At 62.1% G+C, this 26,664-nt stretch carries 26 protein-coding genes and 1 tRNA gene; 12 read left to right on the top strand and 15 right to left on the bottom strand.

All coding sequences use genetic code 11. From position 1 onward, the window contains the following. Positions 1–16 precede the first annotated feature (16 nt). Both rpoH and ASD02_RS30815 read right to left on the bottom strand, forming a co-directional pair. Positions 17–922: an RNA polymerase sigma factor RpoH gene (gene rpoH, locus ASD02_RS30820; RefSeq protein WP_025424714.1), complete on the bottom strand. Its 906-nt coding sequence runs from the start codon at positions 920–922 to the stop codon at positions 17–19. 210 nt (positions 923–1,132) lie between these two features. Beyond that, positions 1,133–2,161: an RluA family pseudouridine synthase gene (locus tag ASD02_RS30815; RefSeq protein ID WP_057258500.1), complete on the bottom strand. Its 1,029-nt coding sequence runs from the start codon at positions 2,159–2,161 to the stop codon at positions 1,133–1,135. A gap of 29 nt (positions 2,162–2,190) precedes the next feature. On the opposite strand from ASD02_RS30815, the gene ASD02_RS30810 reads away from it, so the two are divergent. After that, on the top strand, positions 2,191–2,574 hold the full coding sequence (locus tag ASD02_RS30810; RefSeq protein WP_025424712.1) for a hypothetical protein: 384 nt from the start codon (positions 2,191–2,193) through the stop codon (positions 2,572–2,574). Positions 2,575–2,578: 4 nt separating this feature from the next. Next, positions 2,579–3,415: an RNA methyltransferase gene (locus ASD02_RS30805; protein WP_057206589.1), complete on the top strand. Its 837-nt coding sequence runs from the start codon at positions 2,579–2,581 to the stop codon at positions 3,413–3,415. 16 nt (positions 3,416–3,431) lie between these two features. Here the strand turns inward: ASD02_RS30805 and ASD02_RS30800 are convergent, their stop codons facing one another. Beyond that, complete coding sequence (locus tag ASD02_RS30800; RefSeq protein WP_057206587.1) at positions 3,432–4,613, bottom strand: hypothetical protein; 1,182 nt, start codon at positions 4,611–4,613, stop codon at positions 3,432–3,434. Positions 4,614–4,872: 259 nt separating this feature from the next. Continuing rightward, positions 4,873–5,460 carry an EipA family protein gene (locus tag ASD02_RS30795; protein ID WP_025424709.1) on the bottom strand — a complete coding sequence of 196 codons (588 nt, stop codon included), beginning with the start codon at positions 5,458–5,460 and terminating at the stop codon, positions 4,873–4,875. Between the two features lie 277 nt (positions 5,461–5,737). Here ASD02_RS30795 and ASD02_RS30790 point away from each other — a divergent pair, with 277 nt between their 5' ends. Together ASD02_RS30790 and ASD02_RS30785 are read left to right on the top strand one after the other, a co-directional pair. Beyond that, positions 5,738–6,391 (top strand): histidine phosphotransferase family protein, encoded by a 654-nt coding sequence (locus tag ASD02_RS30790; RefSeq protein WP_057206585.1) that lies wholly within the window; start codon positions 5,738–5,740, stop codon positions 6,389–6,391. A gap of 264 nt (positions 6,392–6,655) precedes the next feature. Then, positions 6,656–7,018: a response regulator gene (locus ASD02_RS30785; RefSeq protein ID WP_025424707.1), complete on the top strand. Its 363-nt coding sequence runs from the start codon at positions 6,656–6,658 to the stop codon at positions 7,016–7,018. A 279-nt stretch (positions 7,019–7,297) separates the two neighbouring features. Here the strand turns inward: ASD02_RS30785 and ctrA are convergent, their stop codons facing one another. Beyond that, the gene (gene ctrA, locus ASD02_RS30780) at positions 7,298–7,999 is read right to left on the bottom strand and encodes a cell cycle two-component system response regulator CtrA (protein WP_025424706.1); all 702 of its coding nucleotides are present in this window, start codon (positions 7,997–7,999) and stop codon (positions 7,298–7,300) included. Between the two features lie 441 nt (positions 8,000–8,440). Between ctrA and ASD02_RS30775 the strand changes: the two genes are divergently transcribed. Continuing rightward, entirely contained in the window at positions 8,441–8,791 is a 351-nt protein-coding gene (locus ASD02_RS30775; RefSeq protein ID WP_025424705.1) for a hypothetical protein, read from the top strand. A 158-nt stretch (positions 8,792–8,949) separates the two neighbouring features. On the opposite strand, the gene ASD02_RS30770 is transcribed toward ASD02_RS30775, so the two are convergent. Then, a complete protein-coding gene (locus ASD02_RS30770) occupies positions 8,950–9,231 on the bottom strand; it encodes a GNAT family N-acetyltransferase (protein WP_025424704.1) in 282 nt (93 codons plus the stop codon). Positions 9,232–9,447: 216 nt separating this feature from the next. Then, positions 9,448–9,723, bottom strand: a complete 276-nt coding sequence (locus ASD02_RS30765) for a DUF1153 domain-containing protein (protein WP_003527546.1) — start codon at positions 9,721–9,723, stop codon at positions 9,448–9,450. A 487-nt stretch (positions 9,724–10,210) separates the two neighbouring features. Here ASD02_RS30765 and ASD02_RS30760 point away from each other — a divergent pair, with 487 nt between their 5' ends. The 3 genes from ASD02_RS30760 (at position 10,211) to ASD02_RS30750 (ending at position 12,645) form a co-directional block, all read left to right on the top strand. Beyond that, complete coding sequence (locus tag ASD02_RS30760; RefSeq protein WP_025424703.1) at positions 10,211–10,960, top strand: LuxR family transcriptional regulator; 750 nt, start codon at positions 10,211–10,213, stop codon at positions 10,958–10,960. Positions 10,961–11,237: 277 nt separating this feature from the next. Next, a complete protein-coding gene (gene mnmA / locus ASD02_RS30755) occupies positions 11,238–12,434 on the top strand; it encodes a tRNA 2-thiouridine(34) synthase MnmA (protein WP_025424702.1) in 1,197 nt (398 codons plus the stop codon). Positions 12,435–12,568: 134 nt separating this feature from the next. Next, positions 12,569–12,645, top strand: a tRNA-Met gene (locus ASD02_RS30750). Positions 12,646–13,122: 477 nt separating this feature from the next. Here the strand turns inward: ASD02_RS30750 and ASD02_RS30745 are convergent. Next, positions 13,123–14,184 carry a DMT family transporter gene (locus ASD02_RS30745; protein WP_025424699.1) on the bottom strand — a complete coding sequence of 354 codons (1,062 nt, stop codon included), beginning with the start codon at positions 14,182–14,184 and terminating at the stop codon, positions 13,123–13,125. A 464-nt stretch (positions 14,185–14,648) separates the two neighbouring features. Here ASD02_RS30745 and ASD02_RS30740 point away from each other — a divergent pair, with 464 nt between their 5' ends. After that, positions 14,649–15,590, top strand: coding sequence for a hypothetical protein (locus tag ASD02_RS30740; RefSeq protein ID WP_057206582.1), 942 nt, complete (start codon positions 14,649–14,651; stop codon positions 15,588–15,590). Positions 15,591–15,792: 202 nt separating this feature from the next. On the opposite strand, the gene ASD02_RS38745 is transcribed toward ASD02_RS30740, so the two are convergent. Then, a complete protein-coding gene (locus tag ASD02_RS38745; protein ID WP_156408099.1) occupies positions 15,793–15,951 on the bottom strand; it encodes a hypothetical protein in 159 nt (52 codons plus the stop codon). A 119-nt stretch (positions 15,952–16,070) separates the two neighbouring features. On the opposite strand from ASD02_RS38745, the gene ASD02_RS30735 reads away from it, so the two are divergent. Continuing rightward, positions 16,071–16,331 (top strand): hypothetical protein, encoded by a 261-nt coding sequence (locus tag ASD02_RS30735; protein ID WP_156408499.1) that lies wholly within the window; start codon positions 16,071–16,073, stop codon positions 16,329–16,331. Positions 16,332–16,420: 89 nt separating this feature from the next. On the opposite strand, the gene ASD02_RS30730 is transcribed toward ASD02_RS30735, so the two are convergent. The 6 genes from ASD02_RS30730 to hutF form a co-directional block, all read right to left on the bottom strand. Then, positions 16,421–17,005 carry a HutD family protein gene (locus tag ASD02_RS30730; protein WP_025424696.1) on the bottom strand — a complete coding sequence of 195 codons (585 nt, stop codon included), beginning with the start codon at positions 17,003–17,005 and terminating at the stop codon, positions 16,421–16,423. Beyond that, positions 17,002–18,489, bottom strand: coding sequence for a histidine ammonia-lyase (gene hutH, locus ASD02_RS30725; protein WP_057217899.1), 1,488 nt, complete (start codon positions 18,487–18,489; stop codon positions 17,002–17,004). The genes ASD02_RS30730 and hutH overlap by 4 nt, the downstream gene beginning before the upstream one ends. Beyond that, a complete protein-coding gene (locus ASD02_RS30720) occupies positions 18,482–19,309 on the bottom strand; it encodes a betaine/proline/choline family ABC transporter ATP-binding protein (protein WP_025424694.1) in 828 nt (275 codons plus the stop codon). Before ASD02_RS30720 ends, hutH begins: the two co-directional genes overlap by 8 nt. Then, positions 19,302–20,159 carry a proline/glycine betaine ABC transporter permease gene (locus ASD02_RS30715; protein WP_025424693.1) on the bottom strand — a complete coding sequence of 286 codons (858 nt, stop codon included), beginning with the start codon at positions 20,157–20,159 and terminating at the stop codon, positions 19,302–19,304. The genes ASD02_RS30720 and ASD02_RS30715 overlap by 8 nt, the downstream gene beginning before the upstream one ends. A gap of 161 nt (positions 20,160–20,320) precedes the next feature. Continuing rightward, on the bottom strand, positions 20,321–21,355 hold the full coding sequence (locus ASD02_RS30710; protein WP_057206637.1) for an ABC transporter substrate-binding protein: 1,035 nt from the start codon (positions 21,353–21,355) through the stop codon (positions 20,321–20,323). A 35-nt stretch (positions 21,356–21,390) separates the two neighbouring features. Further along, positions 21,391–22,767, bottom strand: coding sequence for a formimidoylglutamate deiminase (gene hutF, locus ASD02_RS30705; RefSeq protein WP_057206574.1), 1,377 nt, complete (start codon positions 22,765–22,767; stop codon positions 21,391–21,393). A gap of 138 nt (positions 22,768–22,905) precedes the next feature. Between hutF and hutC the strand changes: the two genes are divergently transcribed. Beyond that, positions 22,906–23,649: a histidine utilization repressor gene (gene hutC, locus ASD02_RS30700; RefSeq protein WP_156408502.1), complete on the top strand. Its 744-nt coding sequence runs from the start codon at positions 22,906–22,908 to the stop codon at positions 23,647–23,649. A gap of 63 nt (positions 23,650–23,712) precedes the next feature. After that, complete coding sequence (locus ASD02_RS30695) at positions 23,713–26,640, top strand: aminotransferase (protein WP_057221561.1); 2,928 nt, start codon at positions 23,713–23,715, stop codon at positions 26,638–26,640. The last annotated feature ends 24 nt before the right edge of the window (positions 26,641–26,664 follow it).

Raw genomic sequence — 26,664 nt, 5'->3', positions numbered from 1 at the left:
ATGCCAAGCCTCGGACCTATGCGCCTTCGACGACGCGCAAGGCTTGGGCATTCTCCAACGCCGCCTTGCGGACGGCGTCCTGGACCTTTTCAAAGGCCCTGACTTCGATCTGGCGCACGCGCTCGCGGCTGATATCGAACTCGGTCGACAGGTCTTCGAGCGTCAACGGATCTTCGGTAAGGCGGCGCGCCTCGAAGATGCGGCGTTCACGATCGTTGAGCACCTTCATCGCGTTTGCGAGCAAGGCCTTGCGGCTGTCCAACTCGTCCTGCTCGATCAGGATCTGTTCCTGATTGTCGTGGTCGTCGACGAGCCAATCCTGCCATTGTCCGGATTCGCCTTCGCTCGCCTTGATCGGCGCGTTCAGCGAAGCATCGCCGGACAGGCGACGGTTCATCGAGATGACCTCGTCCTCGCTGACCTTCAGGGTCGTGGCGATTTCCTTGACGTGCTCGGGCTTCAGGTCGCCTTCGTCGAGCGCCTGGATCTTGCCCTTGAGTCGACGCAGGTTGAAGAACAGCCGCTTCTGGTTGGCGGTCGTACCCATCTTGACCAGCGACCAGGAGCGCAGAATGTATTCCTGGATGGCGGCCTTGATCCACCACATGGCATAGGTCGCCAGGCGGAAGCCGCGATCGGGCTCGAACTTCTTGACGGCCTGCATCAGGCCGACGTTGCCTTCAGACACGACTTCGCCGATCGGCAGGCCGTAGCCGCGATAACCCATCGCGATCTTGGCGACGAGGCGCAGGTGGCTGGTGACGAGCTTGTGAGCGGCGTTGCGGTCGTCATGCTCCTGATACCGCTTGGCGAGCATGTACTCTTCCTGCGGCTCGAGCATGGGAAATTTGCGGATTTCGTCGAGATAACGATTGAGGCCGCCTTCACCAGCGGCAATGGACGGCAAATTGTTTCGGGCCATGAAGCACCCCCCTTTATAGTCTCCGGCCTCCGGGCGGCAGGCCGGGCATGTGGGTCTTCGTCAAGACCCCACGAGGCTACAAAATAAGTACGGCGAAAGCATGATTCAAGGAGTCCGGTTTCACTAACATGTGACGCCGGAGGCAAGACAGATCACGAATAGAGGCGCAGTTAAAATTGGAATCCTGCGGCCGAAATTCAAGAGGTGGCGTTACGTTCCGCCACGCAGGGCCTCGACCAGGGCCGCCATGTCGTCAGGCACCGGGGCCTCGAAGTGCATGGTCTCGCCGGTCGACGGATGTTCGAACTGCAGCATGAAGGCATGCAGGGCCTGGCGGTGGAATTGGCTGACCACGGACTTTGCCGCCTCCGGCAGGAGGTTGGCCTTGGTGCGGAAGGCCGCGCCATATTCCGGGTCGCCGATCAGCGGATGGCCGATATGAGCCATGTGCACGCGGATCTGGTGGGTGCGACCGGTTTCGAGGTGGCATTCCACCGTCGATGCCAGGCTGGTGCCGTCGGGCTTTTCCAGATAACGCTCGACGACCTCGTAATGGGTAATCGCTTCGCGGGCGTCGTCGCTGTCCTCGCGTTTTACGGCGCGCTTGGTGCGGTCTCCCGCACSGCCAAGAGGGGCGTCGATGGTGCCCTTCAACTGGCGCGGACGGCCCCAGACGACGGCCCGGTAGGCACGCTCGAGCGGGCCGGTGCGGCCGTGATCGGCAAACTGGTCTGACAGATGGCGATGGGCGGCGTCGTTCTTGGCGACGACCATGACCCCGCTCGTTTCCTTGTCGAGGCGGTGGACGATACCGGGCCGCTTGACGCCGCCGATGCCCGAGAGGCTGTTGCCGCAATGGTGGATGAGAGCATTGACCAGCGTGCCCGTCCAATTGCCGGCGCCGGGATGAACGACAAGCCCTGCCGGCTTGCACAGGACGATAAGGTGGTCGTCCTCATAGAGCACGTCGAGCGGGATATCCTCGCCCTTCGGCTCCGGATCTTCCGGCTCGGGCAGGTCGATCTCGAAATGGTCGCCCGGCTGGACCTTCTTCTTCGGTTCGGTCACCAGCTTGCCGTTGATCGAAACAGCACCCTGCTCGATCAGGCTCTTGATCCGGTTGCGGGAAAACTCGCCCGAAAGTGCCTCGGTCAGGAAGGAATCGAGCCGCCCTGCGGCGTCCTCGCCCGCCGTCAGGACTTTCCTATTGGCTGCTGCTTGTTTAAAGGGGTCGTTCATTCCGTTTTAATTCCGATAAAAGGCCAATCATGACCGCGACCGCGCCCGATGACCAGGAAGACAAGCCGCTAGACCCGGCGATGGAGAATGTTCGCCGCAAGATGGTGCGGCTGCAACTCGTCTCGGCAGGCGTGATGTTGGTCATGCTTATGGCTGTCCTCGGAACGATTGTCTACAAGCTGACCCGCACGGACGAAAAGGCGCAGGCGCAATCCGCAGCCATCGCCGTTCCGAGCGAGGCGCCGGTCAATGCGGTTGCCGCCCTCCCGGCCGGCTTCACGGTGACCAACGTCGCGCTGTCGGGCTCGCAGGTGCTTTTCTACGGCAATCTGCCCGGCGCCGAGCCGCGCGCCATCGTTTTCGATATCGCCGCCGGCCGCATCGTGGCCGACATCACCGTCAGGACCAACTGACGGTATGAGCTCAAGCGCCTCGCCTCCGATCCGCATCGATGATCCGGCAGATCCGCGCATCGCCGGCTTCGTGTCGATCAAGGAGCGCGACCTGACGGGCCGACAGGGGCGTTTCATCGCTGAAGGCACGGTGGTGCTGCGCATGCTGGCGGCGGCGCATCGCTCCAACAGCGGGCTTGGCGCCGAGGCCATCCTGCTTCTCGAAAGCCGTGTGGCCGGCGTGGAGGCCATTCTGGCGGAATTTCCCGCTGACGTGCCCGTCTATGTGGCGGCGGCACCGGTGTTCGACGCGATCGCCGGTTTCAACATGCACCGTGGTGTGCTGGCACTTGGGCGCCGTGACGGCATTGTCGGCCGGGACACGCTGCTTGCCTCGCTTCCCGCTTCAAGCCTGGTCCTCGCAGCCTGTGGCATCTCCAACCATGACAATATGGGTTCGCTGTTTCGCAATGCCGCGGCCTTCGGCGTCGATGCGGTGCTGATGGATGAGACGAGCTGCGATCCGATGTACCGGAAGGCGATCCGTGTTTCCGTCGGTTCGGTGCTGACGGTGCCGTTTGCGCGCGAAGGGTCGGCGGCGTCGCTGATCGAACGGCTGCAGGCCGAGGGCTTTGCGATCTGGGGGCTGTCGCCGGCCGGCGAAACCGACATCGGCGGAATACCGCCGGCCAGGCGCACTGCCTTGCTCGTCGGAACGGAAGGTGAGGGGCTGCCGCCGGCCATCCTGAAATCCGTACGCACCGCCCGCATTCGCCAGCGGCCCGGGCTCGACAGCCTCAATGTCTCGATGGCAGCCGGCATCGCGCTGCATCAGGTCGCCTTGATCAACGACCGGATCTGACGCGCACAGAAAGTGCCTATTCCTTCGGCAGGATTTCTTTTGCCCGCGTTGCCAGGCTCTTGCGGCCGGCCGCATCGTTGTTTTCGTCACCCGCGAGCAGGCTGAGGATCGGCGAGGCGGCGCCCTCGCGCGTTGCCGTCAGAGCCACCATGCTGGCGGCAATTTCCGCCACTTCCTCGCGCAAGGCATCGTCATGGGCGGTCGTCTTGGAATTGGTCAACCGTTCCGACAGGGCGGCCGCACGGTTCTTGAGTTCATGCGAAAGCGCCGCAGTTTCCAGCGGCGGCACGCCCGGTTGCTCGATGAGCTGCGCAGGGTGCGCGGCAACGCCCTCCGACGGCTCGCTGCCGCTTGCGCGACGGTCCTTGCGCGCTGGGAAGGCGATACCTGCCGCGCGCAACACCTTGGCGGCATCCCGCATGTCCTGGTTCACGTCTTTCACCTTGGTCTTCAGTCGTTCGATTTCATCGGCGCGTCGCTCGAGCGCGCTTTCGCGATCGGCGCCTGCAGCCAGTTCCCGCGAAAGCTTGTCTTCCAGTCGCTGCAGGCGGCTCTCGTCACGGGCAAGACGCAGCTCCATTTCCTTGGCATGCGCGCTTTCCGTCTTCAGATCTGCACGCAGCGCATCGCGCTCGTCGCGGAGCGTCGCGACGCGGCTCTTGAGGTTTTCGGCCTCTGTCTCGCCGGCGGCAAGGTCGAGGCGTAGATTGTCGATGGCGGCGGCCTGTTGCGCCAACTGATTGGTCAGAGTCTTGATCGTTTCCGCCTTGCCGGCGTTGTCGCGCTCGACGGTTTCGAGCGAAACCTTCATGCGCTCCAGTCGCTGCTCGAACTGTCGGATCGCCGAGCGCATGTCGGCGGCTTCGACGTTCATGTCGGCAAGCTGGGAATGCAGATCGGCATTCTCGCCGTTCAGGCGGCGTGCCTCCTGCAGTGTCTTTTCGTTGTTGAGCATCAGCGATACGCCCTTGTCGCGCTCGCGCTTCAGGGCTTGCTGCGTGCGTGCGTTCTCGGCGGCAAAGGTGGCGCGGGCGGCATCTTTCTGGGCGCGCACTTCCTGGGGGCTGAGCGGCATGGTCGCCTTCAGACGATCCTCGGCAAAGCGCACGATGCGGCGGTGAATGGCCGGCGCGACGAGAAGGCCGATGATGATCGCCGTCAGGAAGCCCAGGGCAAAGAGGAGCGAGAATTCAATCACGAGCTGGCCGTTTCAAAGCTGGACCGGAAGCAAACGCCCCGCCCGACCATTACAGCCAGAGCAAGGCGCTTGATGTTACTTCCCTGCACTAAACATGACGTCTCGTGCGCTGCAAGTATTTGAGGTGGGATTTCGCCAAAGCGCACCCGCCATCTACAGCGCCGCGCGTCATATTAGACGCGCAAAGGTCGCTGTAGCATTTGAATTGCTGCATGTTTTATCCTTAAATCGAATAGGATTTAAGGAAACATGCATTAGGTCAGAAGGGGTTCCAGGTCGGGTTCTGTGTCATCTTGAGATAGCCGACATTGACCCCGAGCCGGGCGCCGATGCCGGTGCGGATCGGGACGACGACGATGTGTTCGTCGGTGAGCACCGTCATGCCGACGCCGGCCACGACATAGGCCGAACCGGAGACGCCGCCAAACCGCTTGTAGAGGGATGGCACGCTCGGAAGGTTGTAGACCAGCATCATCGTTCGGCTGCCCTGTCCGCCCCAGTCGATGCCGAGTGATGGCCCCTGCCAGAAGACGTTGTGCTGGCCGGCATTCTTGGTGTTGAGTTCGCCTTCCCCGTAGGTCAGGCCAGCGATGAAGGCGCCAGAACCTTCCTGTCCGAGGATATAGCCGTTCGGCAGGCCGTAACGTTCGAAGGCGCGCTCCACCACCTTGGCGAGGCCGCCCGAGGTTTCGCCGAAGAAGCCGTGACCGGCATCGACGATCTCCTGCATCGAATATTGACTATTCGCCTGCTGGGCATGGGCGGCGGATATGGCGCCGGCCATCAGGAACATCGTCGCCAGGATAGCGCGGCTGGCCATCGTGGCTGCCTTCATGATCTGCTGCATCGTTTCCTCCGTCAGGCGCGAAAATCACTCGCTTGCGGGTTTGCTATGGCCGGCATCGCCTGTGACGGCGCGGCCAGCGGGGGTCTGGACCATTTCCCTGCAATTTGAACCGATGGTCTTAACAATCGGTTTACCAAATGTGGTGTCATTATGATCCACTGATGAACGGCTGCGCCGGGCAGCCCATGGCTTGCGTCTTAGCGCCTGAGGCTTTACCGGCTCTGCCCGAGCGCGTGCCTCATGTCCGCATGCCGATGGAACCGAACAAGGAAAGACGATGGCAACGAATCCGAACCTGACATTGACGGGACCCGATCTGGCCGCGCTTCTGTGCAGCCGGGTTTGCCACGACATCATCTCGCCGGTCGGCGCCATCAACAATGGCCTGGAACTTCTGGACGAGGGCGGCGCCGATGCCGACGCCATGGACCTCATCCGCACCAGCGCACTCAACGCGTCGGTCCGCCTGAAGTTCGCTCGTCTCGCCTTCGGCGCCTCCGGCTCGGTCGGCGCGTCGATCGATACCGGCGAAGCGGAAAAGGCGGCCAAGGACTTTGCCGCCGCCGAGAAGAAGACCGAGGTCAACTGGCACGGGCCGCGCGCCATCATCGCCAAGAACCGGGTCAAGCTCCTCCTGAATCTTTTCCTCATCGCCTATGGGGCGATCCCGCGCGGTGGCGTCATCGACATCACGCTCGAAAATCCCGAGCTCGACGCAGTGTTCACGCTGGCCTGCAAGGGCCGGATGATGCGCGTGCCGCCGCGTCTGGTCGAACTTCTGTCCGGCACGCCGGAAGAGGCGGTCGATGCGCATTCGATCCAGCCCTACTACACGGTGCTGCTCGGCGAGGAAGCGGGCATGACGATCGATGTGGTTTCGACCGGCGAAGAGATCATCTTCACGGCGCGTATGAAGCCGGTCGACGCCTAAGTCCGGCGCTGCCTTTGCTGTTTTGATACATGTCCGGCGCGGTGTGGCGATGGCCCCCGCGCCGGACATTTGCGTGGCCACAGTTTGAGCGCCCGCCTTTCCTGGCTTTTGGCCGGTTCACCGAAAAATTAATATTTTCAGCGTGTTAAAAACAGCCGGAGAGCCTGCGTTAAGCAAGCTCCGTAACGAAATCTTTGCCAAATTTGTATAGGGTTGTTTCAGGCGTGCGAGCACGCGTATAGGTAAGTCATGAAGGAGTTGGACATGCGGCGCTTGATGATTGCCGACGGCTCGGATGTCGTCAGGAAAGTTGGGAAACGTATCCTGTCCGGCATGGGCTTCCTTGTCTACGAAGCGCCGAGCGGCCTTGAGGCGCTGGTGCGCTGCGAAGCCGAGCTGCCGAATATTCTCGTGGTCGACGCCGGCCTGGAGGGCGCTCTGGATCTCATCGCCAATATCAGGCGACTGCCGAATGGTGCGTCTGTGCGCATCTATTACTGCGTCGTCGAGGCGGATCTGAAGAAGATGATGGCCGGCAAGCGCGCCGGTGCCGATGATTTCCTGCTGAAGCCGTTCGATCGCAAGATCCTGACGAGCGTCTTTGCCAGCCAGTCGATGGCGGCCTGAACCGCAATAAACGTGTTTCCGGACTGAACAAGCCGCGGCAGTTGCTGCGTCTTTTTGCTGTCTCGTCTTGGCACTTTTTGCATGACACCCGAGATCAAGGCCGAGGCAGGCGCATGTCACCACCTTCGGACCTTTGACACCAGGAAGCACCTGATCACCGAGGGAAGGGGCGACCATAACGAAAAAACCCGCCTCGAAGGGCGGGTTTGTTCAAAAGGCGTCCGTTGGCGTCATGCCTGGATATGCGGGTCCATGCCGCGCCCGGAAGAAAGCTCGAAATCAGGCGGTTTCGGCGTATTCGGCACCATCCGGCTCGCGCAGAACGTAGCCACGGCCCCAGACGGTTTCGATGTAGTTGGCGCCGCCGGCAGCATTGGCAAGCTTCTTGCGCAGCTTGCAGATGAAGACGTCGATGATCTTCAGTTCCGGCTCGTCCATACCGCCGTAGAGGTGGTTGAGGAACATTTCCTTGGTGAGCGTCGTGCCCTTGCGCAGCGAGAGCAGCTCGAGCATCTGGTATTCCTTGCCGGTGAGGTGGACGCGCTGTCCGCCGACTTCCACCGTCTTGGCATCGAGATTGACGATAAGTTCGCCGGTCGAGATGACCGACTGGGCATGACCCTTGGAACGGCGGACGATCGCATGGATGCGCGCCACCAGCTCGTCCTTGTGGAACGGCTTGGTCATGTAGTCGTCGGCGCCGAAGCCGAGACCGCGAACCTTGTCTTCAATTCCGGCCATGCCGGAGAGAATGAGGATCGGCGTCTTCACCTTGGAAAGACGCAGTGTTCTCAAGACCTCGTAACCGGACATGTCCGGAAGGTTGAGGTCGAGAAGGATGATGTCGTAGTCATAGAGTTTGCCGAGATCGACGCCTTCCTCACCGAGATCGGTGGTGTAAACGTTGAAACTCTCGGACTTGAGCATCAGCTCAATGCTCTGAGCCGTTGCGCTGTCGTCTTCAATTAGTAGAACCCGCATATTCTTCCCCTTTTCCGCCGCCCAAGGTCATCGTGGCCCCCTTACGCGATACGGATCCAGTCGTTGCCTGATTTGGAGGCTGCCATCAAATGGTTAACAAATTCTGATTCACTCTGGCAAGCTGTATCGAGATTGTTAAATATTTTTAGCAGTTCCCTGATTTCAAACGTGAATCCAAAATGGCACTTTTCATGCGAAACATGAGGAAATGCCGCTATCTGACTCTTCTGACTCGTTAATGCCGGGGCCGTCATATTTCGTGCCTCAGTATTTACGGAGCCTTAAATCATCACCCCTATGATTAACGATGCCCGTAAACGAAAGGTTACCAGCGGTAGGCTTTTGTTAATATCGCTGTCGATTTTCGTTTTCTGTCTGTTGGGGCAGGCTCGACGGGCCAAATCAGTAACCGGGGTCTCGTTATCCACGGGAGTATTGCGTATGAAAGCACGTGAGAGCCTTGTCCGCCTGAAGGAATTTCAGGTCAGGGAGAAGCAGCGTCAGCTGAGCCAGCTTCAGATGATGATGGCTGAGTTCGAACGGATGACCAAGGATCTGGAAAATCAGATTGTTTTCGAGGAAAAGAAGTCGGGCATTTCCGATCCCTCGCATTTTGCCTATCCCACTTTCGCCAAGGCTGCTCGTCAAAGAGCCGACAATCTTCAGGTCTCCATTCGTGAACTGAAGGCGCAGCAGGATGCGGCCGAACTTGCACTTGAAGAAGTGCAGGCCGAATTTGCGAAGGCGGCGGCGCTCGAGGAACGGGATACGACGACGCGTCTCAGGGCGTAAGCTCCTTAGCCGTTTCGAGGCAGATGATTTTCATTCTTTGTCGGGCGATGCCGATGGCACGGCCCGATCCGGCACGATTGTCACAAGAACGAAAAACCCGCGCGACAGGCATCTGTCGGGCGGGTTTTCCCATTTCGGAACTTTGGTGGTTTGCCGCCTCAGGCCTGGATCACGTCCTGCCAATCGGGATGGCGCAGCGCCTGCGCGCGCATGAACGGGCAGAGCGGAATGATCTTCCAGCCGCCCTTGCGCGCTTCGTCGATTGCATGTTTTGCCAGCGCCTGGCCGACGCCCTTGCCGCGCAACTCGTCGGGAACGAGCGTGTGATCGACGATGATCAGTTTCGGCGATGAGCGGGAATAGGTCATCTCGCCGGTATAGCCTTCGACGGTTGTCGAGTAGCGGCCGTGCGAACCGATTTCTTCGTGGGCGATATCCATCTCAGCATCCCTTCACATTCAACGTTTGCGTGTTGCTGAAGATGCTATCGCATGACTGCAGCATTCGAAACCGGTTTGGCGAACGCGAAGGGGAAACGCACTGTCGCCGAAATGTTGCCTATTGAAAGACGGGGCGGAGCGGGCGACGGAAAACGAAGACGGCGGCCACCGGAAATTCCGGAGCCGCCGTTCGACCTATGGCCCTGTTGGGGGCTTTTAGTGGCGATATTGCTGGATGCGTGTGGTGCGCAGGCCGGCCAGACCGTGATCGTTGATGGAGGACTGCCAGGAAAGGAATTCCTCGACAGTGAGGGTATAGCGTTCGCACGCTTCCTCAAGGCTCAAAAGGCCACCGCGGACAGCGGCAACCACCTCAGCCTTCCTGCGAATAACCCAGCGCCGGGTATTCGCCGGCGGCAGATCCGCAATCGTCAGAGGACTGCCATCGGGGCCGATGACATATTTTACACGTGGTCGCATCATTTCGGTCATGGGACTCTCTACACAAACTCAAGACCATATGTTGCTGACCTTAGCCCGCCACATTTAACATTTGCCTAAGCGGTCGGTAACAATTTGCTCATAATTTTAAATACTTCCGCACACTCCCTCGATCACTTCCGCAACGTCCCGCCGGCGATCGCGACGCCTGTCGCGCTCGACAAGAGCCGCCTTAATGCCCGGAAAGCTTTGGATTATCGCGGATTTTACATGGGAGCCATGCAATTACCACATTTCACTTTAACTAAAATTCTTGGTAACGAGGCGCCGAAATAAAGGATGAGCGACGTTTGTGCGCTCCCGAATCATTCTTGGTGCATCGTCATATTTTCACAACCGGTCGCGTTGCTTTCGCGGGCATGCCGGAGAGGGTGGCTGTATTCTGGCTGCCGGGTGAAGTTCATGCACCGGATGATTTTCGGGGCTGTTTGTATTCTCTCGACCAGGTGCGTTGGCACCGGTGATGTGGTGATCAGAGATGAAGGAATCGAATGAACCAGCCTTGCTGCGCGAGGCTGAGACGGCGGACATGATTTCCGAAATCGATACGGCTGCCGTCCGCACGGAATACGAACTTCTGCACCTGATGCGGCGGTTGATCGCGCGCTATGGCTTCGGCCATTTCATGATCGCGCGCCTGCCGCTGGCCGAGCAGCAGCGCTTTTCCGAGCGCCTGGTGCTGAGTAACTGGCCGTCGGAGCTGGTGCGCCAGTACGACGCCTGCGAGACCTTTCAGTCGAGCGTGCTCGTCGAGCGCCTGCGCGGTACCAAGCTGCCGGTAACCGGCGGCGCCGAGCTGCTCGATGCGGCCGGCAAACCGACCGACGAGGCGATGGTGCACCGGCTGCTGGCGCATCCGGAGATGGGGCGCCATTTCGCCGTCCAGTTGCATACCAGCAGCGGCGATCCCTTCGTAGCCATGCTGTCCGGACGACGCGACCCGCCTGTCGGCGTCGAGCAGGCGACGCTCTATCTTTCCCTCGTGCAGCTGTTCGAATGCCTCGAACGCACCTTCGACACCGGCAGCTCGGCGCGCGAAAAGCTGTCGAGCCGCGAGATCGAGTGTCTGCGCTGGGCCGCAGCCGGCAAGAGCAGCGACGAGATCGCCATCATCCTTGGCATCTCCACCTATACGGTCAGCAGCTACTTCAAGAGCGCGACCCGCAAGCTCGACGCCGTCAACCGCATGCAGGCGATCGCCCGCGCCATGCGGCTGAAACTGATCTGAGACGGACCGCCCTGACCGGCCTTGCGCCATAGCACCGCCCTTGCCGCCGGGCGGACAAGTTTCTATATGTCGGCGACTGGAGCCTCCCGCTTTCAAGAAAGCGGAGAAGATACTCTGGACATTGTCGTGCTACAGCGACCTTGGCGCGTCTGAATAAGACGCGCGGCGCTGTAGAAGCCGAACGCGTGCCGCGTGCTATCGCGCAGGCATTGCATCGCATGAAGCGTGAAACAGGGGCGAGCGTTGTCGCTGCCACCCGAAGGCCGGATTGGATCCCGTGAATACTCTCAATTTTGACCGCAAGCCCGAAGATACGCGTGTCGTTGTCGCCATGTCCGGCGGCGTCGATAGTTCCGTCGTCGCGGGCCTGCTCAAACGCGAGGGTTACGACGTTCTCGGCATCACGCTGCAGCTCTACGACCACGGTACCGCCGTCCACCGTGCCGGCTCCTGCTGTGCCGGCCAGGACATCGACGACGCGCGACGCGTCTGCGAAACGCTCGGCATCCCGCATTACGTGCTCGATTACGAAGCGCGCTTCCGCGAAACGGTGATCAACCCGTTTGCCGAAAGCTATGTCGCCGGCGAAACGCCGATCCCCTGCGTTGCCTGTAACCAGACGGTCAAGTTTGCCGATCTCCTGGCGACGGCCAAGGAGCTCGGTGCCGATGCGCTGGCGACCGGCCACTACATCCGCTCGCGGCCGAGCCCGAACCCGCGCTATGCCGGCCAGCGGGCGCTCTATCGCCCGACTGACGCCGATCGCGACCAGAGCTACTTCCTCTTTGCCACCACGCAGGAGCAGATCGACTATCTGCGCTTCCCGCTCGGTCACCTCTCCAAGGCCGAAACGCGGGTGCTGGCCGAAGAGATGGGCCTTGTCGTTGCCCAGAAGGCCGACAGCCAGGACATCTGTTTCGTGCCGCAGGGCAAGTACAGCGATATCGTTTCCAAGCTGAAGCCGAATGCAGCGCTTGCCGGCGAGATCGTGCATCTCGATGGCCGCATACTCGGCACCCATGACGGCATTTTGCACTACACCATCGGCCAGCGCCGCGGCATCGGCATCGCCACCGGCGAGCCGCTCTATGTCGTCTATCTCGACGCCCGCTCGCGCCGCGTCATCGTCGGCCCCAAGGAAGCGCTGGAAACGCGCCGCGTCTACCTGCGCGACGTCAACTGGCTGGGCGATGAAGATCTTGAAGACGTGGCAGCCGATGGCTTCGACTGTTTCGCCAAGGTCCGCTCCACCCGCCAGCCGGCGCCCGCTATCCTGAAGCGTGACGCCGAGGGTCTTTATGTCGAGCTTGCCGAAGGCGAAGCCGGCATCGCGCCCGGCCAGGCCTGCGCGCTCTATTCCGGCGTCGGCGAAGACGCCCGCGTCTATGGCGGCGGCTTCATCCGCAAATCCGAGCGTGAGGCCGGTGCGGAAGCCGCATTGAAGGTGCTTCTGGCAGCGCCTGCGGCTGCCTGAGGCAGTCATTTCCGATCGCGCGGGAAAACTTCACATTTTCCCCGCGACTTGGCTTGACACTAGGCAGAACCGGGCCTTATAAGCCGCCCGTCCAGTCAAGACGGCTTCACCTTCGAAGCCCTGACGCGGTACCCGGCGGAGTAGCTCAGTAGGTTAGAGCAGAGGAATCATAATCCTTGTGTCGGGGGTTCGAATCCCTCCTCCGCTACCATTAGACACCCCGCTCGTACCTTAGGTTGGGTCTCTGCAAAGGAACTCCTTAGCTTTCCAATGAGTTGGATATCGGGCTTGCGCTTCTCCAAGTTCTGACCCGTACTTCCTTGATCAACTGGCGCATCAGCCTCGAATAGGCGTCTGCGCTCTTCGGGTTCCGCTCGATCACCTTCCGGGGTGACGGCTATCTCTCTGCGCTGATCAATTTCCGCTACATGGCCAACGGCCTTTGGACGACCGATGAGGTTGTCAAGATGCTGGTCCAGGCATAACGGGGATCAATCCCCAGGCGGATCAGGCACAGAATGCCCGGTCCGTCCCGCACCAGCGCGAACCATCGCCGCTATAGCTCGCGCTTTTCCGGAATTTTGCCACGCAAGTCCGGAAAATTTGCATTTCCGATATGCTCCAAAATCCGCAACTTCGACGCACTTTCAAGCCGTCTCAGAGGTAATTTCAGGGCACCTAAACGCCCTCACCCATGACTATGCCGGTGATGCAGGTCCGGGTAATGCGGATGCTTATGCCGCATCGGTTCGTGCCGGTGCCAGTGGGAGTGCGGCTCGGTGACCGGGCCGTCGTGGCTGTGGTTGTGATGTTCGTCGTGAATATGGGCGTGTTCGTGCTCGAGCGCCTCGTGGGTGTGTTCGTGGTCGTGGCGCTCGGCCAGGTGCATCCAGAGGCCAAAGGCCATCAGCAGGCCGGCTGAGAGGAATTGCAGGGTGATCGTGTCGCGGAAGAGGGCGATCGAGAGAAGGGCGCCGATGAAGGGGGCGAGCGAGAAGTAAGCGCCAGTGCGCGCCGTGCCGAGATGGCGCAGGCCGAGCATGAAGAAGACGAGGCTGATGCCGACACCGAGGAAGCCGACGAGGGCGGCTGCTGCCGTGAGGCCGACAGACGGCAGCGAGGCGCCGAGCGACAGGGCAAGGGCGAGGTTGGTGGCGCCGGCAGCCAAACCCTTGATCATGGCGATCTGGACGGGATCGGCGGAGGAGAGTTTTCGCGTCAGATTGTTGTCGATGCCCCAGGCAAGGCAGGCGCCTGATATCAGCAGGCTGCCGCGATCGAGGCTCAGGCCTGCACCGTTCCACGACAGGAGAACCGCGCCGCATAAAATTGCGGCTGCGCCCAGGAGCAGGCGGCGATCGACATTCTCGCGAAACACCAGCCAGGCAATCGCCATTGTCGCCAGTCCCTCGAGGTTGAGGAGCAGCGATCCGGAGGCGGCCGTGGTCTGGGATAGGCCGAACATCAGCAACAGCGGGCCGAGCACGCCGCCGAACAGGATCACGGTAATCAGCCAGGGAATATCGGCGCGCGCCAGCGGCGCTTCGACGCCATCGAGTCCGACCAGGGCGCGGGCGCGGTGAACGATCGCCAAGCCAATCCCGGCGCCGAGATAAAGCATGCCGGCGAGCAGCCAGGGGTCAATGGTGCCGAGCAGAAGTTTTGAAAGCGGCGTCGAGGCGCCGAAGAGAACGGCGGACCCCAGGGCGAGGGGAACGCCGGGCCAGAGGTGGGAATGATCGCTCGACATCGGAAACTTCCTGGCAACGGATGGGCATCGGCCATGAGGCGGCCGGTGCGGTCCATCCAAGCAGCAAAGTCATGCCAGGGGAAGTCTTTGTTCGTGCCGACAATGGGAAGGGAGGTTTCTCCACCAGGACATCGGCCGTTCACGTTTCAAGGAGACCGGCCGGCTCTGCCTGACGCGGAGAATAGCGCCGGCCGACTGCGCAACGGTCAGGCCGCGATCATGGCGATCGCCGTACTTAGGTTCGCCCGTCGCCTTGCCGCCAAGAGTGCGGCTATCAGGGAGATCTGGAGAAAAGCGGGTCTCGAAGCTCTGGGGGTGCCTGAACCGGTCGTAGCCAATGGCTGCCCGCCCAGGTTGCTGCTGCCAATTCAGCCTCCTGCTGTCAGCGCGGAACGCTGGCGGGCCGACCATTGCCGTTGTAGGCTAAACGCAACTTTGAATATATGAGCGATTCGGCGAATACTATGACGATTGCAGTTTCGAAACTCCGTGCTGGCCCGTTTTCCGCTATCTTGGCCGCGTGTATGCTGATCAGTCTGCCGGCCCAGTCTCAGGCCCTCACGGATGATCTGACCACGGGAACGCTGACCGGCACCTGTGAGAGCCTCATCGTTGCAGGTGAAGACTGGACGAGCCAATGTGACGGCATGCTGGTACAATCGGTTTATCCAGACGGCCGATCCGGTTTCACGGTTTTCCTCAAGTCCGGCGTTGCAGTGACTTTCCGAGGACGCGAGGCCGAGAAGCCCGACCCGGACAGTCAGTTGCAGAGCGTCAACAGGATCGTTGTGGACCCCGGTAAGGAAGCGGCTGAATTCGAGATGAAGGAAGTGGCTGGCGGATGCGGTTACACCAACCCCTTCAAGGGCGAGGCCATGACGGTTTGCGAGGCCACCGATATCGGCAAAAGCCAGTACGCTCTGCAGTTCAGGTCCGACGGAAAGCCGCCGCAGATGGAGCGCGATGGAAGTGACCAGGACGAGGCGAAGCGCGAAAGCTCTGAGCAAAAATTTCAGGTGGGCAGTTGGACTGGAGACCCATTGGATGGGGGACGAAAAGGCTGTCTGATGTCGAAAAACGTCGACCGAAAGATCGCGCTCATCCTGTATGCCGACCGTAATCAGGCGTTTCACCTCAGCCTCTTCAACAACAGCTGGAATCTCACCGAGAAGAGCGCATCCGCGGGTGACTTGAGGATCGGCGGCAAGGCGTTTGCACTACGCGAAGTCGATATCCGCACGCCTCATCTCCTGACTGTTCACGTCGGCGCTGACAGGGACGCGTTGCAATCGGCGTTAGCGCAAAGCGCTGAACTGACGTTTCAATCGGCCGGCGCTGCGCAAACCAGGGTCGATCTCGCGGGAGCCGATGAGGCCATCAAGGCGCTCAATGCCTGCGTGAAGTGAAACGCCGTGTTTGCCGGCCACGGACATCAGGTTTTCGCGGTGAGGAGTTCGAGGCGAAGACCGTCGCCTCGTGTGGCTGCCGACGCGTGGAGGGTGAGCAGGGACATCATGGCTGGCTCCATCGTTTGATCGAGCATTCTTGCCCCTCAGCGTCGGGCAAGCCACCCGGTTTCCTGCCCGGTGGAAATCGAGACGGCGCGCTTTAGCGATGGATGGACGAGGTGATCGTGCTGTAGTCGGGCAGGGTGATGTCGGCAATTTCTGCCGCCCGATATTGGGACAGGGCCACATTCATGAAGGCGATCACTGCCAGAGAGAAGGCCAGAACGGTGATGGAAACGCCGAAACCGGTCTTGATCATGTCCGTATCCTCCAAGCCTTGTGTTTGCTGTTGAGAGACTGTCAAACCGTGGCATGGAGACTATCCTGTGGCGTCGAATGCGCTGTTCCCCGGGTAACACGCCGTATGGTTACCGAATTATGAACGGAAAAATCGGTGCCAATCCTGGCGAGGAGCGTCGAGAATGCTCAGGCTTGCCGGATTTCGACGCTTTCTCCCGGCGCCAGCGCCCGATGCTGGACGATGGCTCGCCGATCCTCGGAGAAGCGGAAGGCAGCCCGCTCTACATCCTGGTGAAGGAGGGGGAGCGCTGGATGATCGCCATCGGCCAGAACACCAAGATCCAGACGGAGGCGATCATGACGCAGCAGAAGGAGATCAGCGCCAGCGACGCAAAGTAGCCGTTGGTGTTGGCGCCGTCCGTTCGGTTGTAAGCTGAGGTTGCGCGATCGGAGAGCGGCGCGGAGCTGGCCGCCGGCACCAGGCGCAGTCAGACGCTCGGCGCCGGGTCGATCTCGATGAGAAACACCTCGCACGGTGCCGGCGCCTTCACCGTGGCCGCAACCGGCCCCTCGAGGATCACCGCATCGCCGACGGAAAGCGCAAGCGTCTGGCCGTTACCATCCAGCTCCACCGCGCCGCGATGGCAAAAGACCATGGTGGTGGTAGCCTCGCTCGCCAGCGAATGCTCGCCGTCGATCGCCAGCCGGCGCACCCGATGGATGAGCTTGCCCCGGCGGGTCATGACATTGAGGTCGACGATCGTGCCGTTAATCAGGCTGGCCGATGTGGCGACGTCGGCGGGGAAGGCAAGGGGCGCATCCGCCTCCGTCAATCGGGCCGGGTCGCGGCCTTCGATCAAGAGCGTCATGCCGTTGCCTTTAAGGATCGACAGCGTGCGGTCGATGCCGGGAAAAGCAGAGAAGGGGCCATCGCTTGCGACGGTCGCCATGCTCACCCGCCAGTCAAACTCCGAAAGCGATGCGCCTTCCGGAAAGACTGATATCTCGATGGTTTCGCCGCCACCGTTTTTCCAGGGCATGCGCTTGTGGCCGGAGGCGGGCAGGAGCTTCATGGCGTCTCTTCCTGAATGACGAGCCGCATGCGGTCGAAATCCTCGTTCATCGGCCGGTCGTCTGCATAGACGGGAACGACGGCGCGGATGCGCTGGTAGAGCGCCTCGGTGCGTTTCGCCTTGGCCGTTGCGCGGGGCTGCAGGTCATAGGCCTGTGCGGCCGCGAGCAGCTCGATTGCAAGAATGCGCTCGAGGTTGTCGACGATTTCAAGCGCCTTCCAGGCGGCGGGCGTGGCGTGCGTCAGGATATCCTCCTGCAGCGCCGAGGTGATGCCACCATCAAGGCTGGCGGGGGCTGCTAGGCGACGGTTCTCCGCGGCAAGGGCAGCCGCCGTATACTGGGCGATCATGTAGCCGGAGGAAACACCGCTGTCGCCGGCGAGAAAGGCGGGCAGGCCACTGACGAGCGGGTTGACCAGCCGGTCGATACGACGCTCAGATATCGCCGCAACTTCGGCAACGGCGACCGCGAGACTGTCCATGGCGAGACCGAGTGCTGCTCCAACCGCATGAGCCTGCGAATGCACCTCCGGCGCCTCCGGCGTGCCTGAAACGGCCGGGTTGTCGGTGAGGCTTGCCAGCTCCCGGTTCACCACCTCGGCCACATGGTCGAAGGCGTCGCGGGCGGCGCCATGCACATGCGGCACGGCGCGCAGGCTCAAGGGATCCTGTGTGCGCGTGCCGGCGCTTGCCGCCAGCATTGGGCTATCCTCCAGAAGGTCGCGCAGCGTCTTGCCGACCGCCTGCAGTCCGGACGAGTGCCGCAGCGCCAGCGGGCCGGCGGCAAAGGCATTGGCCTGGCTGCCGAGGTTTTCATAGGTCAGCGCCGATGCGGCATCCGCCCAGGCGAAGAGTTTTTGTGCGCGCGACAGCGCCAGCGCGGCAAGGCCGGTGGCGCAGGGCGTGCCGTTGACGAGGCTCAAGCCCTCCTTGGCCTGCAACTGCAGGGGCTGGAGCTCGAGCCGACGCAAGGCTTCGGCACCGCTGACTGTTGCCTTGCCGTCGTTTGCCGAGCCATGGCCGATCAGCACGAGGCCGATCGACGCGGCATGGGAGAGGTAGCCGACAGAGCCACGCGACGGAATATTGGGGATGAGGCCCGCATTGAGCAGCGCCAGAAGTGCCTCGACCGTCTCGATGCGGACGCCGGAATAGCCATGGGCGAAATTGGCGATCTGGGCAGCCATCACCGCCCGTGCCTCGGTTCGCCCGAGCGGCTCACCGACGCCGCAGGCATGGCTGAGGATGATGTTGCGCGACAGAGCCTGCTGGTTTTCCCGGTCGATGATGACATCGCAAAGCGCACCGACACCTGTGTTGATGCCGTAGCCGCGGATGCCGCGATCGACCAGCGCCTCGACCACGGCGCGGGCCTTGACGATGCGCTGGCGAGCAGCCGCGGAAAGCGTCAGCCGAGCGCCATCTGCGACCGCGGCGATCTCGACCCAGGTTGCAGGTCCATCAAGCGTGACGGTTTCAGTCATGAGTTTCTGGCCTTCCCTGGCGGCGCTGGACGAACCGGGCGACATAGTCGTTGGCGGGCTTGTCGAGAATATCGTCAGGCGTTCCCACCTGCACCACCTGGCCGTCCTTCAGGATGGCGATTTCCGAGCCGATGCGCAAAGCCTCGTCGAGATCGTGAGTGATGAAGACGATGGTCTTCGACAGGTTCTGCTGCAGCTGCAGCAACTGGTCCTGCATGTCGGCGCGGATCAGCGGATCGAGCGCCGAGAAGGCTTCGTCCATCAGGATGACATCGGTATCGGCGGCAAGCGCCCGGGCAAGGCCGACGCGCTGTTTCATGCCGCCCGAAAGCTGATGCGGGAACTTGGCGTCGTAGCCGGAAAGCCCGACGGTCTCGATCCATTTCATGCCGATGTCGCGGCTGTCGGCCTTGGAAAGGCCGCGCACCCGCTGGCCGTAGACGACGTTCTGCAGCACGGTGCGGTGCGGCATCAGGGCAAAGCTCTGGAACACCATGCTGACGCGGTGCATGCGGAAGGTGCGAAGCGCCTTGGCGTCGAGCTCGAGGATGTTGCTGCCGTCGAAGACCACCTGGCCGCTGGTCGGTTCGATCAGCCGGTTGATGTGGCGCACAAGCGTCGACTTGCCCGATCCGGACAGGCCCATGATGACGAAGATCTTGCCGGCACCGATCGTCAGGCTGACGTCGTTGAGGCCGACGCTGCAGCCGGAGCGGGCGAGAATCTCAGATTTGTCGAGGCCGTCCTTGGCCATGGCGAGTGCCGCCTTGGCGTCCTGGCCGAAGATCTTGTAGACGTTGCGGATCTCGATATCAGCCATTGCGGGGATCCTCCGTCCGGTTCTTGCCGAAACCTTGCGTGATGCGGTCGAGTACGATTGCCAGAATGACGATGCCGATGCCGGCTTCCAGGCCCTTGCCGACGTCAAGCGTCTGGATGCCGTTCAGCACCTGCTCGCCGAGGCCGCGCGCGCCGATCATCGAAGCGACGACCACCATCGACAGCGCCATCATGATTGTCTGGTTGAGGCCGGCCATGATCGTCGGGGTTGCCAGCGGCAGTTCGACGCCGAAGAGGATCTGGTTGGGGCTGCCGCCGAAGGCCGTTGCCGCTTCGACCACCTCGTGGTCGACCTGGCGAATGCCGAGGTCGGTGAGGCGGATCAGTGGCGGCACGGCATAGATGATGGTGGCGAGGATCGCCGGCACCTTGCCGAGGCCGAAGAGCATCAGCGCCGGGATCAGATAGACGAAGCTCGGCATGGTCTGCATCACGTCGAGCACCGGCAGCGTGATGTTGCGCACCAGCCGGCTCTTGGCGACGAGAATGCCCATGGGAACTCCGATGGCCACAGACACCAGCGTCGCCATCAGCATCAGCGCCAGCGTCTGCATGGTAAGATCCCAGAGGCCGAGCACGCCGACGAAGAACAGGAGCGCGCCGACGGCGACCGTCAGCGTCCAGCGCTTGGAGCTTTGCCAGGCAAGCGCCATGAAGGCGAGGATGACGACCCACCAGGGCAGGCCGCGCAGGATCCATTCGATGAACAGCACGGCTTTCAGGATCACCGCGCTGATCGCCTTGAAGACCCAGCCATAGCTGCTGACCAGCGTCTGGATGAACTCGTTCACCGGCGCGCGGATGGAGAGATTGAGGGAATCCGGAAACATCGGATGTCGTTCCTTGCTCGGGCCATGACGGACGCAATGCCGCCGCCGATGGCGCTTGCCTCGGGGTGTCGAAGGGTGGGGCCGGCGCGGGTCCGATGGGACCGCCCTGTCTCAGACAGAGGCGAGGCGCATCAGACCCGCGTCGGCCGACCGAACGGACTTTACTTCAGGCTGGCTTCGATCTTGCCGCGGGCCTCGTCGGAGACCCACTTGCCCCAGATGTCGCCCTTGGTCTTCAGGAACTCGGCCGCTGCCGCCACTGCATCGACCTTCTGGTCGGTCATGTAGGCAAGGCTGCCGTTGACGTCTTCCAGAGGGAAGGTCGCCTTTTCGAGGATGGCGATGATCTCGGGGGCTTCCTGGGCGAAGGTGCTGTTGACGCCGTAGGAAACATCGACGGACGGGAAGGCGCAGCCCTGGTCGCGCTTGCCGGTGGCGCTCGAAAGCTCCTTCCAGCAGGCTTCGTTGTAGGCCGGCTCTTCAAGCTGGACGAGCTTGAACTTGCCCATGATCGCGGTCGGAGACCAGTAGTAGAACAGGATCGGCTCGCCCTGCAGATAGGCCGAAGTGATTGCGGAATCGAGCGCCGTGCCGGTGCCGGGACGGAAGTTCACATAGGTTTCGCCGAGCTTGTAGGCATCAAGCTTGGCGGTGCTGACGCCCTCGCAGGTCCAGCCGGACGGGCAATTGAGGAAGCGGCCCTTGGACGGCTCCTCCGGATCGGCGAAGAGTTCGACGATCTTGGCATCGGAAAGCTGCGAGACGCTCTTCAGGTCCGGCGCCTTGGCCTCGATGTTGCGGCTGGCATCGCCCTTGATGACGTATTCCGGCACGAACCAGCCTTCGCTGGCGCCGACGAAGGTCTTGCCGATGGCCACGACCTTCTTTTCCTCGACAGCCTTGTTCCAGATGTCGGAGCGGCCGAGCCATTCCTCGGCGAAGATCTGGACGTCGTTGTTGGCGGTCGCCTGTTCGAGCGTCACCGAATTGCCGGGGATCGAATCCACCTGGCAGTCGTAGCCCTTCGACAGGATGGTTTTCATCACCTCGGTGATGAACGCGCCGCTTTCCCAGTCGATGCCGGCGAAGGTAACGGTCTTGCCGTCGCCGCAATAGGAGGCGCTGGCGTTGCCGGCAGAAGCGGCAAGCACGAGGCCGGTGGCGGCGAGGGTGAGTTTCAGTTTGCTGATCGACATGCGCATTCCCCTTTTTTTGATAGTCGCTTCGATTGCTACTTCAGTTTCATAAGCACCCGCGCGAAAGCACGGTCGATGTCTTCCTCCCGATCATGGCGTCCGTTGCGGATCTTCCACTGTCCCGCGACCATGACGTCGCGGACGGTCTCGCCGCCGAGCGCAAACAGCCAGCGGTCGAGGATCTGATTGCCGCTTGCGGCGGCGATGTACGGATTGGAGCCGTCGAGCACGACGAAATCGGCGCGGGCACCGACTGCAATGCCGGCAGCCTTATGGCCGACAGCCTGGGCGCCACCCTTGAGGGCCGCATCGAAAATGGTGTGGCCGACCGATGCGCCCGGGGCGGCGGCGAGCCGGTTGCGACGCCGGTCGCGCAGGCGCTGGCCGTATTCCAGCAACCGCAGTTCTTCGGCGACGCTGGTTGCCACATGGCTGTCGGTGCCGATGCCGAGGCGTCCGCCTTCGGCGATGTAGTCGACGGCTGGAAAGATGCCGTCGCCAAGATTGGCTTCCGTTGCCGGGCAAAGGCCGGCGACCGCGCCCGACCGTGCCAGCCGCTGTCTTTCCTCGTCGGTCAGATGGGTCGCGTGGATCAAGCACCAGCGCTCGTCGACGGGCATTTCGTCGAGCAACCACTGAACAGGGCGGCGACCGCTCCAGGCAAGGCTGTCTTCGACTTCCTTGGTCTGTTCGGCGACGTGAATATGGATCGGTCCGTTGACGGGTGCACGTTCGAGGATCGTGCGCATCTCTTCCGGGGTCGCGGCGCGCAGTGAATGGATGGCGTAGCCGAGCGTCTGGCCATTGTCGCGGCAGATCGGCGCCAGGCGTTCCAGGAGTGCGAGGAAACGATCGGGGTCATGCAGGAAGGGGCGCTGGCCGACGTTCGGGGCGACGCCGCCGAAATTGGCATGAGCGTAGAAGACCGGCAGATGGGTGAGGCCGATGCCGGTCGATTGCGCGGCAGCGAGAATGCGCAGCGACATCTCGGCCGGGTCGGAATAGGGCGTGCCGTCGGCGGTGTGGTGCAGGTAATGGAATTCGGCAACATGGCCGAAGCCGCCCTTCAGCATCTCCATGTAGAGCTTGGCGGCGATCGCCTCGACGTCGTCGGGGTTCACCAGTCCGACGGTGCGGTACATTTCTTCCCGCCAGGTCCAGAAACTGTCGTTGCCGCTGCCGGCGACCTCGGCGAGGCCCGCCATGGCGCGCTGGAAGGCGTGGGAATGCAGATTGGCGACGGCTGGAATGAGCGGTCCGGCAACGCGTTCGTCGCCGTCGGCGATCGTCTGATCGGTCTCAATGGAGGCGATGCCGCCTGACGCATCGAGCGCAATGGCGACATTCTGCGCCCAGCCTGTCGGCAGAAGCACATGGTCGGCGAAGAGCCGGTTGACGGGAAAAGTTGCCATGTTGCGATTTTCCTGTACGTAGTTGTATATGGAACTATAGATATTTTGCTGTGGCGCGCAAGCGCGAAATGAACGAAAAGAATCATTGCCGGATACGCATGATTTGTTTGCTTTCCGGAAAGGGCGGGAAAAATGCCAATAACGGCACTCAGGCGAAGGATCGAAATGGCCGCATTCGAGGACGGACCGGTGCCACGCTACGAGGCGGTGAAGCAGTTCATCCGCACCCGCATCGACAGCGGGGAATGGCCGGCACATCATCGTATTCCTTCCGAAAACGAGATCGTCGCCGATCTCGGCGTCAGCCGCATGACCGCGAACCGGGCGCTGCGGGAGCTGGCGACCGAGGGGGCGATCACCCGCGTTCAGGGGGTAGGGTCGTTCGTCGCGGCACACAAGGGCAGCACGGCGCTCTTGGAAGTGCGCAACATCGCCGACGAGATCCGCGAGCGCGGCCACGCCCATACTTCGCGCATGACGCTGATGCAGGAGGAGGTAGCACCTTCGGAAATCGGCTATGCGCTCGGGCTTGTTACCGGCGCACGAGTTTTCCATTCGATCATGGTGCATTCGGAAAACGGCCTGCCGATTCAGATCGAGGACCGGTTCGTCAACCCGGCCATCTGCCCGAAATACATGGAGCAGGATTTCCGCGACATGACGCCGAACGCCTATCTGACGGCGGTCGCACCGATCACCCGCACCGAACAGATCGTCGAGGCGGTGTCGCCGCAGCCATGGGAATGCAAGCTGCTCGGCATCGACCGCAACGAGCCTTGTCTTATGATCCGGCGTCGCACCTGGTTCGACACCGCCAATGTGACGACGGCGCGCCTGCTCTATCCCGGGACGCGCTATCGCCTTGAAGGTGTGTCGCAATAGTCAGGAGACCCGTTCGGTCGATTCGGAAGTCGGCATGATGCCGGATGTGATGGAGGCGACATTATGGTTGAAGACGCGCTGAAGCTTCGCACGCAATTGCCAAGGCCCGATGTGACGCCCGAGGACGCTGCGCGCATTCTTTCGGAGCATTTCGGCCTTTCCGGCACCCTGACCGAACTGGGCAGCCAGCAGGATCGCAACTACCGGATCGACACCGGCGAGGCACTTTTCGTCCTGAAGATCTGCCGAGCGGCCTACGATCCGCTGGAACTGCAAGCCCAGAACGCCGCCTTGTTGCATCTCGCCCGTCAGACCGGCTCGGTGCGGGTGCCGCAGGTCATGCGCGCGCTCGATGGCAACGACATCGTCGATGTGACGGTGCGCGGCGAGGACTATCGCGTTCGCCTGTTGACCTATCTCGATGGCGTGCCGTTGACGCGGCGCAAACATCTGACAGCGGAAACCGTGGCCGCGCTCGGCGACATTGCCGGGCGGCTGGCGGTGGCACTCAGCGATTTCGATCATCCGGGCCTCGACCGCGAGCTGCAATGGGATCTACGCCACGCCGCACCGGTCGCCTTGCACCTGCTTTCCGCCATGACCGACGAGGGCCTGAAGAAGCGCATCGCCGAGGCGATGGTCGGGGCCATGCGCCGGCTGCAGCCGCTGACGGCCGATCTGCGCCTCCAGGCGATCCACCATGATGTGACTGACGACAATGTCGTCGGCCAACCGGATGCGGCCGGCCGGCCGATCCCGGATGGCGTCAACGATTTCGGCGATATTCTGAAGGGCTGGCTCGTCGCAGAGCTCGCCGTCACATGCGCTTCGCTGCTGCATCATGCCGATGGCGATCCTCTCTTCGTTCTGCCGGCCATCAGGGCCTTTCACGCGGTTTGCCCGCTTGAGGAAAACGAGCTGAAGGCATTGTGGCCGCTGATCGTTGCGCGTGCCGCGGTTCTGATCGCCAGTTCCGAGCAGCAGCTCACCATCGATCCTGAGAACGCCTATGTGCAGGGCAACGCGGCCCATGAGCGCGAGATCTTCGACGTTGCCGTCTCCGTACCGCCGGCCATGATGCAATACGCGATCCTGCGTGCCGTCGATGCGGTACCGGAGGCGACGATGCCGGTGGTGGGTGAGGGATTGCTCGTCGACATCGAGCCTGCCGGCGTGCGCCAGATCGATCTTTCCATCTTGAGCCCGCTGCTTCCCGAGGAGCGCTGGCAGCACGAGGCGCTGCCGGCCTCGTTGCTGCAGACGGCGGCGCACGCGATCGGGATGGCGTCGACCCGGTATGGCGAGTACCGGATGACCGAGAGCGCGCTTCGGGCGTCCGCGCCGATGCCGACCTTCGCCCTGCATGTCGATCTCTGCCTGCCGACCGGGACTGTCGTCAGGGCACCCTTTGCCGGCCGACCCGAATGGCATGACGGGCGGATGGTCCTGAACGGTGGGGCGGTCGTTCTCCATCTCTCCGGTCTCGAACCGTCCGAGGATACGGAAGAGACGGTTGCTGCCGGCACGCCGATCGGCACGGTGGTCGAGGCCGGCCATGGGCTTGGCCTGATCCGGGTGCAGCTCTGCCGCGAACCGGGACTGAACCCGCCGCTGTTTGTCCCGGCCCATCAGGCGGATGCGTGGCGCATGCTCTGCCCGTCACCATCAGGCATCCTCGGTTTCGACTGCGATGCGCCGAGACCGCATTCGACCGACCTGCTTGACCGCCGCAAGCGGCACTTCGCCAGGCAGCAGAAAAACTACTATCGCAATCCACCGCAGATCGAACGCGGCTGGAAGGAACATCTGTTCGACGTCGAGGGCAGGGCCTATCTCGACATGGTCAACAACGTCACCATCCTCGGCCACGGACATCCGCGGCTGGCGGCAGCGGTCGGCCGGCAATGGTCGCTGCTCAATACGAATTCGCGTTTCCATTATGCTTCGGTCGCCGAGTTTTCCGCGCGGCTTGCAGCACTCGCGCCCGATGGCCTCGACACGGTGTTCCTGGTCAACAGCGGCTCGGAAGCGAACGATCTCGCCTTGCGGCTCGCCTGGGCCTTTTCCGGCCAGCGCAACATCGTCAGTCTGCTCGAGGCCTATCACGGCTGGACGGTGGCGAGCGACGCGGTCTCGACCTCGATCGCTGACAACCCGCAGGCGCTTGAGACCCGCCCTGACTGGGTGCATGCCGTGGTGGCGCCAAACACCTATCGAGGCCCGTTCCGCGGCGCCGGCACGACCGACAATTACGTCCGGTCGGTTGCGACCAAATTGCGCGAACTGGAGGACGGGGGGCAAGGCCTTGCCGGCTTCATCTGTGAGCCGGTCTATGGCAACGCCGGCGGCATTCCCTTGCCGAAAGGCTATCTCGACGCCGTCTATGCCATGGTTCGCCAGCGCGGTGGTGTCTGCATCGCAGACGAGGTGCAGGTCGGTTACGGCAGGCTCGGGGACTATTTCTGGGGTTTCGAGGAACAGGGCGTCGTGCCCGATATCATCACCATCGCCAAGGGCATGGGCAACGGCCATCCGCTCGGCGCCGTCATCACGCGGCGTGAGATTGCCGACGCCCTGGAGAAGGAAGGTTATTTCTTCTCGTCATCAGGCGGCAGTCCGGTGAGTTCCATCGTCGGTCAGACGGTGCTCGATCTTCTCGAAGAGGAGAAATTGCAGGACAACGCGCGCGTCGTCGGCGGCTACCTCAAGACGAGGCTCGAAGCGCTGGAGCAGCGGTTTCCGCTGGTCGGCGCCGTGCACGGCATGGGGCTTTATCTCGGTGTCGAGTTCGTCCGCGATCGCGAAACGCTGGAGCCCGCGACAGAAGAGACCGCGGCCATCTGCGATCGCCTTCTTGAGTTTGGCGTCATCATGCAGCCGACCGGCGACCACCTGAACGTCTTGAAGATCAAGCCGCCGCTCTGCCTCAGCCGGGAAAGCGCCGACTTTTTTGCCGACATGCTCACGCGTGTTCTTGACGAGGGTTGGTAGACGCGGGTCCCACCGACGGCAGAC

It is taken from the genome of Ensifer sp. Root1252 (assembly GCF_001425885.1).
GTDB lineage: Bacteria > Pseudomonadota > Alphaproteobacteria > Rhizobiales > Rhizobiaceae > Ensifer > Ensifer canadensis.
This window is presented reverse-complemented; position numbering and strand designations above follow the sequence as displayed.